This window comes from Hyphococcus lacteus (assembly GCF_041058985.1).
GTDB lineage: Bacteria > Pseudomonadota > Alphaproteobacteria > Caulobacterales > Parvularculaceae > Hyphococcus > Hyphococcus lacteus.
This window is the reverse complement of the sequence record NZ_JBEHZE010000001.1, coordinates 1097765-1110366: the sequence shown is the minus strand read 5'-3', so window position 1 is coordinate 1110366 and position 12602 is coordinate 1097765. Positions and strand designations below refer to the sequence as shown.

At 48.5% G+C, this 12602-nt stretch carries 11 protein-coding genes; 8 read left to right on the top strand and 3 right to left on the bottom strand.

All coding sequences use genetic code 11. The features are described from left to right. Positions 1 to 19 precede the first annotated feature (19 nt). Positions 20 to 1642, bottom strand: coding sequence for an N-acyl-D-amino-acid deacylase family protein (locus ABFZ84_RS05415; RefSeq protein WP_369312918.1), 1623 nt, complete (start codon positions 1640 to 1642; stop codon positions 20 to 22). Positions 1643 to 1901: 259 nt separating this feature from the next. Here ABFZ84_RS05415 and ABFZ84_RS05410 point away from each other — a divergent pair, with 259 nt between their 5' ends. The 3 genes from ABFZ84_RS05410 to dgcA all read left to right on the top strand — a co-directional run bounded on the left by ABFZ84_RS05410 (position 1902) and on the right by dgcA (position 4910). Beyond that, complete coding sequence (locus ABFZ84_RS05410; protein ID WP_369312917.1) at positions 1902 to 2792, top strand: LysR family transcriptional regulator; 891 nt, start codon at positions 1902 to 1904, stop codon at positions 2790 to 2792. 124 nt (positions 2793 to 2916) lie between these two features. After that, positions 2917 to 3945, top strand: a complete 1029-nt coding sequence (dgcN, locus tag ABFZ84_RS05405) for an N-acetyltransferase DgcN (RefSeq protein ID WP_369312916.1) — start codon at positions 2917 to 2919, stop codon at positions 3943 to 3945. Then, positions 3918 to 4910, top strand: coding sequence for an N-acetyl-D-Glu racemase DgcA (dgcA, locus tag ABFZ84_RS05400; RefSeq protein ID WP_369312915.1), 993 nt, complete (start codon positions 3918 to 3920; stop codon positions 4908 to 4910). Before dgcN ends, dgcA begins: the two co-directional genes overlap by 28 nt. 26 nt (positions 4911 to 4936) lie before the next feature. Here dgcA and ABFZ84_RS05395 read toward each other — a convergent pair whose 3' ends face one another. After that, positions 4937 to 5452 carry a hypothetical protein gene (locus ABFZ84_RS05395; protein WP_369312914.1) on the bottom strand — a complete coding sequence of 172 codons (516 nt, stop codon included), beginning with the start codon at positions 5450 to 5452 and terminating at the stop codon, positions 4937 to 4939. Positions 5453 to 5955: 503 nt separating this feature from the next. Between ABFZ84_RS05395 and ABFZ84_RS05390 the strand changes: the two genes are divergently transcribed. Further along, positions 5956 to 7062, top strand: a complete 1107-nt coding sequence (locus ABFZ84_RS05390) for a hypothetical protein (RefSeq protein WP_369312913.1) — start codon at positions 5956 to 5958, stop codon at positions 7060 to 7062. A gap of 478 nt (positions 7063 to 7540) precedes the next feature. Then, a complete protein-coding gene (locus ABFZ84_RS05385) occupies positions 7541 to 8992 on the top strand; it encodes a glucosyltransferase domain-containing protein (protein ID WP_369312912.1) in 1452 nt (483 codons plus the stop codon). Positions 8993 to 9018: 26 nt separating this feature from the next. Here the strand turns inward: ABFZ84_RS05385 and ABFZ84_RS05380 are convergent, their stop codons facing one another. Beyond that, the gene (locus ABFZ84_RS05380) at positions 9019 to 9396 is read right to left on the bottom strand and encodes a GtrA family protein (RefSeq protein ID WP_369312911.1); all 378 of its coding nucleotides are present in this window, start codon (positions 9394 to 9396) and stop codon (positions 9019 to 9021) included. Positions 9397 to 9492: 96 nt separating this feature from the next. On the opposite strand from ABFZ84_RS05380, the gene ABFZ84_RS05375 reads away from it, so the two are divergent. From ABFZ84_RS05375 to rffA, 3 genes are read left to right on the top strand one after another with little or no spacing between them, the layout of a single operon-like run. Continuing rightward, positions 9493 to 10434, top strand: coding sequence for a glycosyltransferase family 2 protein (locus ABFZ84_RS05375; RefSeq protein ID WP_369312910.1), 942 nt, complete (start codon positions 9493 to 9495; stop codon positions 10432 to 10434). Beyond that, on the top strand, positions 10431 to 11318 hold the full coding sequence (locus tag ABFZ84_RS05370) for a methionyl-tRNA formyltransferase (RefSeq protein WP_369312909.1): 888 nt from the start codon (positions 10431 to 10433) through the stop codon (positions 11316 to 11318). Before ABFZ84_RS05375 ends, ABFZ84_RS05370 begins: the two co-directional genes overlap by 4 nt. 46 nt (positions 11319 to 11364) lie before the next feature. Then, positions 11365 to 12495, top strand: coding sequence for a dTDP-4-amino-4,6-dideoxygalactose transaminase (rffA, locus tag ABFZ84_RS05365; RefSeq protein ID WP_369312908.1), 1131 nt, complete (start codon positions 11365 to 11367; stop codon positions 12493 to 12495). The last annotated feature ends 107 nt before the right edge of the window (positions 12496 to 12602 follow it).

Genomic DNA, 12602 nt, shown 5'->3' with positions numbered 1-12602 from the left:
GTCAGGCTGTTTCTACTAACTATTGCTTGTCGCGCAACAACACTCTGCCATATTGGTCGTCGGCGACTTGCCCATCTATTAGTGCGAGCTTTCCGTTCACCAACACATATTTCATACCGTGTGCCATCGCTTCCGGGACCTCGTAGGTCGCCGTATCGTCAATGGTTTCGAGGTCGAAAACGATTATATCAGCATAGTGACCAACCCGTAGCTCACCGCGTTCTTTTACGTTGTGAACTTTCGCTGTTAGCCCCGTCGCTGCATGAATTGCATGTTCAAGCGTAATCACTCCACGCTCAAGCACATAGCGGCGAATTTTTCGAGGGAACGCCCCAAACGATCGCGGATGCTCTAACCGGACACCCGGTTCCGAAAGGGTGCCGTCAGAACTCGTCATCGTCCACGGCTGACGCATTATGGCTTCAAGATCATATTCATTCATATTGAATGAGATTATGGAAGGCGCATCATTAATCAGAAGCTCAATTGCTGCGTCCAACGGATGCACACCCATGTCCTGGGCAACTTCATCAAGCCGCCGCCCAACATAATCGGGGTTGGGCGCATAATTGCGAATCATAATCGCATGTGCACCGGCGCGCCGCTCAAGGTTCTTTTCCATTTCTTGTCTGATTTTGGGACGTAGCTCCATATCTCTCAGTCGGCTGATCATTTTTTGATCGCCGCCGTCTCGCGCCCAGCCTGGCACCAAAGCCGCTTTAAGCGATGTGCCGGATGCCGCGTAGGGGTATTGATCGGCCCAGACCGAAAGCCCCTCGTCCCGAGCGTCATTTATCATCTTGATAGCATCACCAGACCGGCCCCACACCGCCGGGCCAAGCATTTTTAGGTGAGTAATGACACCGACTATTCCGGTTTTGCGCGACACTTCGATGACTTCGTCGATAGCGCCTAAAACACCAATATTGTAATTTGATTCATCGCGGATGTGGCTGGTGTGGAACGCGCCGGGATATTCGGCAGCCACGCGCGCAAGACCTATAATTTCTTCCGTTTTTGAATACTTACCCGGCGTGTAAAATGGCCCACTCGAAAGGCCAAACGCACCCGCGTCCATCGCATCACGGACAAGCGCCTCCATCCTGGCCTGCTCTTCCGGCGTTGGCGTTCTGTCGTCTTCGCCCATGATTGCTCTGCGTACAGCATTATGCCCAATCGCCGGCGCTGTGTTTACGCCCGGCTTATGCTTTTTCAGATTGGCGATTTGATTGTCTAGCGTTGGCGGGCCTCCCCCATCGGGGTTAAGAAAGACGGTGGTGATACCTTCAAACAAGAGTTGCGCCGCGGGCGCGAGTGATGCTTTTTCAATTCCCGGCGCAGCATGGGCATGCGGGTCGATAAAACCCGGCGCAACAAATAACCCATTCGCATTGATGACACGCTTCGCCTTTACGCCATCGTCGATCTTTCCAATCGCAGCAATCCGCTCACCCTTGATTGCGATATCCGCGTGAAAGCGCGGTACGCCTGTGCCATCAATAACGCTTCCATCCCGGATCAGAACGTCATACCTTTCTGCGCTCGCAACACCACCTAAAGCCAACACAGAAAAACAAGCACAAAGTGTTATGACGCGCAGGGATGCGCGCTTTATCCACGCTGAAAATGGCAGATCTTTCATAAAGCAGTGTCCTTAACGGTTATTCTTAGCTCTAATACCACGGGCGCAATAATAGGTCCGAAAGCCATGCGAGACGATTATCGCCCCTAACAAGCTGCGTGGCCCCCTAGCACATGGTCAACTGGGTATTCGCAATCATCGCTTTGCGCACCCATAGCTTTGGGGCATAACCTCTCTTCACTTTAATGCACACTGAACAAAGAATAATCGCTATTCAAAATGTCGCCAACACGGCATTCCAGAGTATGATGATCGACTTATGATGAATTTACGCCATATCGAAGTATTCCATGCGGTCTATGAGACCGGTTCTGTCAGCGCCGCAGCCCGCGCCTTGAACGTATCGCAACCCTCTGTGAGCAAAGTTCTAAAACACGCCGAATCCCGCATCGGGTTTTCGCTCTTTCAATCAGTCCGTGGTCGATTAGTTCCCACCAACGAAGCGCATATTTTATTCCGCGAAGCGCGAGAGTTATATAACCGCGTAGAGTCGCTGCGCGAGACAACAAAGAATTTACGCCGGGGCGACGATGGCTTTTTACGGCTTGGTGTCTTGCCGTCGATCGGGCTTGAGATTGCGCCCTCAGCGATTGCGAAATTTCGGCGCGAGAACCCCGATGTTTCAGTCGAGTTGCAAACGCTTCATAATGATGATGTGTTGCGCTCGCTCTATGAGCGGCAAACCGACTTGACTATTGGCTTTGATGCCCCGCACCATCCCCGCCTGAGAGAGAGGATCGTTGGGACGGGTGAACTGGTGGGCCTGTTCCGTAAAGATGATTTACCGGACTCGCCCGAAAGAATATCGCTCGATGCCTTTAAGGGGCATGATCTCATCCGCCTCACGGGCGCAGGCATGGTTGGCAATTTATTCAGCAATGAACTCAGCGTCGAGGCATTCGGTGAAGCCACGATTTTCGTTCAAACATATTATGTCGCGGCTGCGCTTGTGCGCCATGGCGCAGGTGTAGCGGTGGTCGATGAATTCACTGCCCGCGCCAGCCGGGGAACCGATCTCGAGTTCCGCCCATTGACAGATAAAGCCGAGATCAACGTATACTGCGTTCACCTCGAAGATCGGCCGCTCTCACGGACTGCTAAAAAGTTTATTAAAGTCCTGGAAGCTGAGATAAAATCGAGCCGGACATAACTGTCTGCGCGGCTTATAGCCAATGTCTATGAGTACTGTCACAGATAGACCTTTTGTGCTTCGGGGTTTTGGTCAACATTACGCATGATCCAAATACCAATCGCTCAACCCTAGATGGCGTCACATGAAAACAATTCCCTCTCCGTATCTGTTGTATCTAGGCGATGCCAAAGACGACCTTTCGGTTAAAACCTCGCGCGGGGTCGCCACTTGGCGCCCGGCATTATGCGTCGGTGAGCATAGCGCTGAAGGATGTGAAGTTTCACTCGGCTTACCACAGCTAAGCTTTACTGATGCTGTGGACAAAGGCGCCAAGACATTGATTATCGGCATTGCCAATGCTGGCGGTTCAATGAGCCCGCAAATTATAAAGCATGCAATTGATGCGTTGAATGCCGGTATGAATTTAGCCTCTGGACTTCACGATCGCTTAAGCGATCATCTAGAAATCGTGGCTGCCGCCAAGAACAACGGTCTTCAAATTTTTGATATTCGTCAGCCTCCCAATAATTTGGTTGTCGGCAACGGAAGGCCGCGAGCGGGCCGCCGATTATTGACCGTCGGGACCGATTGCTCAGTCGGAAAAATGTACACGACGCTAGCGCTTGAAAAAGAATTGAAGAATCGCGGTGTGAACGCAAATTTCCGCGCGACAGGCCAGACTGGTATTTTGATTGCGCAAAGCGGCATTCCGATTGACGCTGTGATCGCTGATTTCATTTCAGGCTCAGTAGAGATGATCTCACCTGCCCGCGATGATGGTGGTTGGGATTTGATCGAGGGGCAAGGGTCGTTGTTCCACCCGTCTTACGCCGGTGTTTCACTCGGCCTTCTTCATGGGGCGCAACCAGACGCGCTGATCCTATGCCACGAATTTGACCGCCCACATATGCGCGGCATTCCAGGACGCCCCTTACCCGATCTTGCAACCTGCCTAAAATCCAATCTTGAAGCGGCAAGGGTCACCAACCCCGATGCCATCGCTGTTGGCGTTTGCGTGAACTCATCCCGTCTTAGCCCAGAACAAGCGAAGAGTGCGTGTGCGGAAATTGAACGGGAACTAGGACTGCCCTGCCAAGATCCTATAGCCATGGGCATCAATCGAATTGCAGACAGGTTGCTTGAATGCTTCGACAAATCCGCAGCCGCATAGAGAGCTGGCCACTTTCGTCACCATTTCGCATTTCGCGAGGCGTAAAAACGGCAGCAGATGTCGTCTTTGTTGAAATCACCCAAGGTGATTTTTCTGGGCGCGGTGAGTGCGTTCCTTATTTACGTTATGGCGAGACTTGCGAAAGTGTATCGGCCCAAATTGAAAAAGCCGGCGATGCCATCCGCAACGGGATAACGCGCGACGAGCTTTTGTCGTTGATGCCGCCCGGCGCAGCGCGCAACGCGGTCGATTGCGCAATGTGGGACCTCGAGGCCAAGATCGCCGCCACGCCGGTCAACAGAAGTTTGAACGTCGAGCCATTACGCAGCATCACCACAGCTCTTACCGTTGGTCTAGATACGCCCGAAAAAATGGCAGACGCAGCTCAACGATTAAAAGGCTCAGCTCTTATAAAAGTGAAGGTCGACAACAACATGCCTGCCGCATGTTTACGCGCGGTTCGTAATATTATCCCCGACGCTGCGATGATCGTAGACCCAAATGAAAGTTGGGATGTTGATCTTCTTGAAAAATTACAGCCGCTATTACTCGAACTACAAACGACATTCGTTGAACAGCCCATCCCTTCTGAACAAGACGCCACGCTAAAAGGCTTTGCGCCGCTCGTTCCTAATTGCGCGGATGAATCCTGTCACAGTACGGCTGGACTAGAGGCTTTGGCCGAACACTACCAGATGATCAATATTAAACTCGATAAGACGGGCGGCCTTACCGAGGGCTTACGCTTAATCAATCGCGCGCGAGAGTTGAATTTTGATATCATGGTTGGATGTATGGTGTGTACATCTCTTTCAATTGCGCCGGCGCTACACCTCGCACAAATGGCAGACTACGCAGACTTGGACGGTCCGCTCTGGATTGCCAAAGATCGCGATGGCGGCGTCACAATGGTAGACGGAAAACTGAACCTACCGCAAAACGCTGTTTGGGGTGGACCTAACTAGCCCAGCCCGAACCATCGTGACATCAACTATGGTTTCGTCGTTGTCACCATCTGCACCATCCGCGTTGCGCCATTTTCCATAACGTTAAAACTGGCCATACGGTCATCTTTTTCAAAACCGATACGAGACATCTGTGGCATCGGTGAATCAGACGAAACCTCATCCCAACCTTCCGCAATCATTCTCTCACGGACAAGCTTGACGATCACATCAGCCTCATCACTAGACATCGACTGAATCGAATAGCCCCCCGTCGGCACAGGGATCGTACCCATGATATTCCAATCTGACGAGATAAAAACATCCGCTGGAAAGTCAGGTGGTAAATCGAGGTTTTTACCGATTCTGCTAGCGCCTTGCTTTATTTCAAGTTTTTCAGTGTCACCCTTGGCATCCACAGTCGCATCGAGATCAATACCATGCGCTTTCGCGGCATCTTCGATATTTTTCTCTTTAGTATTCGCACTATCATCCCCGCCGCACGCAGCTAAAAAGACCGCCGATGTTATTCCGATAATAGGTCCTATATAGATTTTTTTCATATGCCATTCTCCCTCTCATGACGTAATTTACTATGCAATGCCGCAAATCAATTAGCAGCGTACACGAATATTCTACCATGACGATATACCCGGCAAATTTCCTCAATTCTACACCACTCATGCCAAGATGATTTTCAAGCGGCTTCTCTGCGAATGGTCCATCCAGGCTCGAACCACAACCGATTTCTGTTAATAAAAAGGTAGAAACATCAGCATGGTAACCTGTTCGAGTAAAATCGTTTCCGGCGGCGATACTTTACGGCAAACCAATGCTAACATATGATCCGGCGATCAAAGCAATCTATGCAACACTTGCTAAGTTAAAATCCTTCGGTGCTAAGCCCGAAGGCGAAGGGGCGTGATCAGATTATGTCGCCAAGATATCAACAGTCGTGACAGGCTTTGGCCCCCCTGACACATCCGGCTCAGACCCTGACCGCCCGCCGCTTGGATTGCGCACTCCGCTATGATCATCAACCCTTGGCTCGACCACGAGGAAAAATATGAAATCTGCAATCATCCTACCCGTGCTGCTCGGTATTATGTTCGCCTCGCCCCCCGCCTTAGCGCAGCGCCAGCCTGTCTGCGAACCGACTGCGGAAACACATGCCGTCCGAATCCTTGGCGAAGGTCCAGCAGGTGATTTGACGGATCAAGAATTTCCGCAAGTATATGGCGATCGTGACTTCTATCGCACATTGGAAAATGGTTGGGTATTCGCGCTCAAAAGGCGCGAAAATGGCTGGTCCGTGCGCCTTTACGAGCATGCGCCCATCGGCAATGCAGTTGACCTGACGTCACTCACGCCGCCCCATGGCAATACGCCTAATCCACGGGACATCTTTGGCTGGCATTTCCGCAATGCTGCGAATACCGGCCCGAACGTAGGCGACGTGAACGCCCCTCAAAATTTACGTGCTTTTATCATCTCGCCCGCCTTACAAGGAACAGGCGGCTTCCGGCCGTCGACAAATCCCAATACCTCACGCCACGCACCACCTAACCCTGATGACGGAATTGGTTGGCTTAACGTAATCGATTACGGCTTATCGGGAAACAGCCTAAAGGCTGGTCAGCAGGCGCGAATGAACTATTTGAAATTCGATGCTTGCGTCTCTTGGCAACGCAGCACCAATGAAAAAACAGCATGGAAAGACGCACGCAGCTTTGATTACTTGCCTGAAGAACATGAAACCTTTGGGGGTTGTGGCGTTGACCTTAGCTCACTCGATCTGAAAGCCTCATTCCTCCCCCGTATTCTCGGCGGTGATCTGGATGGTGATGGCGCGATTGACGAAGTGGCGCAAATCCAACGGAAATCCGACAGCAAACGCGGCATTGCACTATGTCGCGCGGGTACCCACCCTACCGTAATCGGAATCGAAAACGGGATTGGCACAGACTTACCAGCAGACCTAGTTGGACAAATTGAAGCTTGGCATTGGATAACCCCGAACGGTAAGCGACCATTTGGTTATACTGGAATCGATCTACCGGATAGCGATGGAGATATATTAATCCTTGAAAGGATCGAAAAGCAGGCCGTCACACTATTCTGGAAAGACGGCCAACTACGCAGCAAAGAACTTTTTCATATCGTAACTGAGTGAAATGACGAGCGAGTTGGTGTTCGCTTCACCCCTCTCAACGAAAAAAAGTGCAATCTGGCTGAAAGGAAAATTCCGAATTTCAGACTTGCTTATCAGGGTCCTTACAATTCACTATCGCCGGTAATCTGAAATTAGCGCCCCTTAAAAATCTAAGGGGACCTTATGAGGATATTTTATTTTCAGGAGAATGAGCGTTAGCGCCGTCGCCGAAATCCCATTGACCCCCATGGAAGTCGTGCTCTACGGCTATGCAGCCCGGAACGAAACCGCTATCACCACCAAACCCGAACCAGACAACCTCCAAGGTTGCGAGGAGCGATTCAATTGGTAAGAGGATATTGCGCGACTTTAAATGCGTGAGAAAATTAGGCACGGTCCAATGCTATCAAACATCAAAAATTCTTCGTCAACATACATACGAAATCAATTTCGATCGCTGAACGAGGAGTTGGATTTTTTCAGAGAACATAAAACGCTCATGCTTTATGTAACAATCGTTGGAGCCGTCGCGTTCTTTATATTTATCGCGCATCATCCGCTACATAATCACGGCTTTAGGATGCCCTGGATAAATAGCCAAGATCAGGTTCATCACGGGCGCTGGTTTTCAGTCTATATTTTTAAAGCAATCAACAACGCCGATATGCCGGTATTGACGCCACTCATTGCAGTTATAGTCAACACCTTGACCGCATTCACGCTATTGAAAATTTGGAATTTCAAACTTTCGGGATTGCAAACCTTTTTAGTGGGCGTCTTGTTCGTCGCATATCCGGCATTTCTTGCGCCCTTTTACTACACATGGTCCACTTTAATTTTTATTGTATCCGGTTTTTTTGCTGTATTAGCTGTATACTCTCTATCAAAAATTGGTGTCCTGAGATTTTTTATCAGCATTGCCCTTATTGTAATGGCAATGGCCACTTACCAACCAGCTATCAGCTTTTTCTGTGTTGCGAGCGTCGCCGCCGCCATTGCCCATGTCATGGACCGCAACAAAACTATTGTAGAAACATACAAAATATTCTCTTTCAGGGTTTTCTCAGCGGTTATCGGGACGCTTGCTTATTTTGTAAGCATGAAGTTATCCGGAGCAAAAAGTCACGCCACAGAATATAACGACCTTTCCGAACTCCCCGTCCGCGTCTTTACGGTAATCAAAAAGAGTTTCGCGCAGCTTTACCTTTCGCAACCAGATTTTTCAGAAAGCCTGAAATACCTGTTACTCGCTGTGTGCATTTCTGCCCTAGTATTTGGCTTAATGTCAGTTCGCCGAAATATGTGGAAAATTCTTTCGTTTCTCGGCCTGTTTTTTGCCCTGGTTGTATCAGCCAAAGCCATGTACTTTCTAAGCTCAAACAATCAGTTTTACGAGTATCGATACAACACAGCTACAGTGGTCATCTACTGCTTTGCTGCTGCTCTAATTTTCCATTACCTTTCCGGTCGCGCTTTACAGAACCTGTTTCTAATTCTGATTTCGTTCATTGCTCTTCGATTCGTACAGGTCGATCTCATCCGGCAAGAAATATTATTCAGGGGTCAGCAACATGACATGGCTGTAGCCAATCGGTTATTACAACGTATGGAAAGTTTGCCCGGCCTTGATGCAAGCAAGACCTACGATCTCGTCAAGATTGGTAAATACTCAAGCAATTTCCGTAGCAAAATCCTTCGGTCAAATGGAAAACGGTGGGATATCGCCGGAGATGTACACTTAGATAACGCTGAGATATCAGCCAGTTGGACCGACGAAGATATTTTCATCCTTCTTGGGTCGAAGATAAAGTTTAAGTACCGCCATTATGACCCCGACTTCATCCAGAAGAAGGAAGACATCCGAAAAAACCACCTGGAAGGCCGAGCTCCATGGCCAAGCCCGGATTCGGTTTTCATTCAGGACGACAAAATCGTCCTGTATCTACAGTAACTCCGACGGTTGAGGAAAGCTCTTTCTCAGGTAGGTTTAAACACCCAAAATTTTTGCAGGCAGAACGAGACAGAAATGGCAAATGGCAACATAAGGATGTACGCTAACTGCTCCGACGCACCCGCCCTAATGCCTGCATAGATTAAGGCAGTACTCACCGCATATTGAATCGCAAATGTTACACCGTACTTCCAACCTTGCGCTTTACCCGACCCTATGGCCGCTGAAAATACAAAGTAACGGCTTAGTAAAAATCCCGAAATGAGAGACGCAATAATCGCTAGTAGATTTGCTATCCAAAACACAAGCGGGGTGAATTTAATTAGCGCCGAAAAGGTGAGAAATGCGACAAGTGTATTTGCAAGCCCGGCAACACCGTATTTTACTATTTGCATTTTTTGCATGTGATCGTATCGCTGCCTTTTAGTTGTTTGCAGGTTATAGTGATTTATGGTTATTAAAATCAGTTCCGAAACTCAATTTTTATGCTCTGTGAGATCATGCTGAAACCTATTATATCTTTCGTTTCACCCGTCTATAAGTGCCGAGATTGTCTGGAAAAGCTAGTTTTAGAAATTCGTAAGGCTTGTGAAACTATCGACGTAGATTTCGAGATTATCCTCGTAAACGACAAGTGTCCCGAGGATTCATGGGAGGCTATCAAGGAGCTTACAAAATCTACACCCGAGGTAACGGGCATAAATTTGTCTAGAAATTACGGCCAACACTCCGCGATTGAAGCAGGGCTAAGCATAGTCCGTGGTCAGTGGGTCGTCGTTCTTGATTGCGACTTACAAGACCATCCAAGCGCCCTTCCGGCAATGTGGGAAAAGGCAATGGAGGGCGCAGAGGTCGTTTTAGTCAAGCGGGACGCCCGAACAGACAGTTGGCTGAGAAGAGCTTTCTCAAAAACTTATTATGCGGTCCTCAGCTATCTCACAGGCCAGAAAATTGACGCGGACATTGCGAATTTTGGCCTGTACCAAGAAAAGGTAATTGCCGCATATAATAGCTGGTCTGAAGAACAAAAATATTTCCCTGTGATGATTCAATGGCTTGGCTTCAAGCAAACCACCATTAGCGTCAAACATAACGAACGACATGCAGGAAAGTCATCATACAACCTGAAAACTCTCCTAAAACTGGGCACCAATGTTGTTTTATCTTTTTCAGACCGCCCATTGTGGATCATGTCTATGATTGGTGGGTTAATCGCCGCTCTATCATTTTTCTTTGGCGGAATTTATCTTATTTGGGCGCTTCTCGGCGGAAGTGATGTTCAGGGGTGGCCAAGCATCGTGATTTCAATCTGGTTCCTCGGGGGAGCCAACATTGCAGCTGCAGGCCTGATCGGGATTTATTTAGGGCGCGTACTAAGAGAAGCGAAAGAACGGCCTAGCTTTGTTATTTCTGAAATTGCCTCTCATCAAACAGGAAAATGATGACTGTCGCGCACCTACCCTTCACTGCACTTGTCGTCGGCTTAAAAGGCGTTGAGTTCCTCCAAAAGCTAAAAGCAATAAATTTATTGCCAAATAGAATTGTTAGCTACGATCAGCCCAAAGATCAGTCCCGGTCGTTTTCAAAAATTGAAAAATTAGCTAATGAAAACAATGTCCAGTTTGAAAAATCAACGCGGCCGGTTTTGGGAAAGGATGAGCTTACATTCACAGTTGGCTGGCAATTCCTCATAAAAAACAGCGAAGCAAAACTAATCGTTTTTCACGATTCTCTTTTACCGAAATATCGCGGCTTTGCCCCAACAGTTACTGCACTGATTAATGGTGATACAGAAATCGGCGTCACTGCGCTATTTGCTAACGACAAAGTTGACGAAGGTCCCATAATTGCACAACAAACAGCCACAATTTCATACCCGTTAAAAATTCATGACGCGCTGCAAATTCAAGCAGACATAATGTCAACATTGGTGGCTGACATCCTGAAAAAACGAGAGGCTGGCGCGCTCGTCGGAAAAGAGCAAGATGCATCCTTAGCAACTTATTCAATATGGCGCGATCAAGCTGATTACTTCCTCGATTGGAGTCTATCTGCAGACGAATTGGCGCGCACAGTGAATGCTCTCGGGTTTCCGTATGAAGGGGCAAAGTGTCATTATCAGAATGAAGTCATCGTCATTCATGAAGCGGTGGTATGTGCAGACTTAACATTTTCTATACGTCAGCCCGGTAAAATCTGGAGTATTGAAGACGGATGTCCGGTGGTGGTTTGCGGTACTGGGATGCTGAAAATAATAAGGGCCGCGAGTAGCAATTCTGAAATCGTCAAGTTTACAAAACTAAGAGAGCGTTTTACTGGCAACTAGTCTAATTCATCGCGTTGAATGCTCGTTTATATAGATAGGTGATACTATGGGGACAACAAATATTCCCTACAATCGGCCAGCATTGGTCGGAAAAGAACTCGAATATATAACAGATGCCATCAAACGCCTGCAATTATCTGGTGATGGTCACTACACAGAACAATGTCAAAACTGGATCAACAAACGCATTGGTTGCGCTGGTTCACTTCTAACCCACTCATGTACGGCCGCCCTTGAAATGGCCGCTATATTGACGGGCATTGGCCCCGGCGATGAAGTTATCATGCCGAGTTTTACTTTCGTTTCTACTGCCAACGCCGTTGTGCTGAGAGGGGGGAAACCCGTGTTTGTCGATGTGCGACCTGACACACTAAACATGGATGAAAACCTGATCGTTGATGCCATTACTGAACGCACAAAGGCAATCTTCACCGTCCACTACGCTGGCGTTTGCTCCGAGCTCGACAAAATAAGAGCCATAGCCGACGACTATGGCTTGTGGCTCGTGGAAGACGCTGCCCAAGCTTTAGGGTCAACATATAAAGGTCGCCAGGCCGGATCGATCGGACACCTAAGCACAATCTCTTTTCACGAAACCAAGAACATTACTTGCGGAGAAGGTGGTGCACTGATTATCAATGATAGCCGTTTGATGGAGCGCGCGGAGATAATAAGAGAAAAGGGAACAAACCGAACTCGCTTTTTCAGAGGACAGGTCGATAAATATACGTGGGTAGATATCGGAAGCTCTTATTTACCGGGCGAATTGAGTGCTGCCTTCCTTTTTGGACAATTAGAAAACGTCGATAAAATTTCAGCGGAACGACTCCGGCTCTGGAATCAGTACAATGACTTCCTTCGTGGCCTCGGGCGAAATGACTTTACCTACCCTCACATCCCAGATCACTGCGAGCATAATGGGCATCTCTATTATGTATTAATGCCCAACCAGGAAGATCGCGCTAATTTCATTGGTGCAATGAAAGAAAATGGAATCATGACACCGTTCCATTATGTGCCATTGCATTCTGCACCGGCTGGGATGAATTATGGCCGGGCACACGGACCGCTAAAGGTAACAAATGATATTGCAGAAAGGCTCGTCAGATTGCCGATCTTTTATAAGCTCGGTCAAGAAATCGACGATGTCATCAAAGTCATAGAAAAAGTTCTGTAGGAGCCCAGACCGAACTGCACGGTGATCGCGCAGACAACACACCCACCTCTTCAAAGCTTCACTAACTTTAGCCCGCAAGGGAGTGGTTATTTGCGCCATCGCTCTTT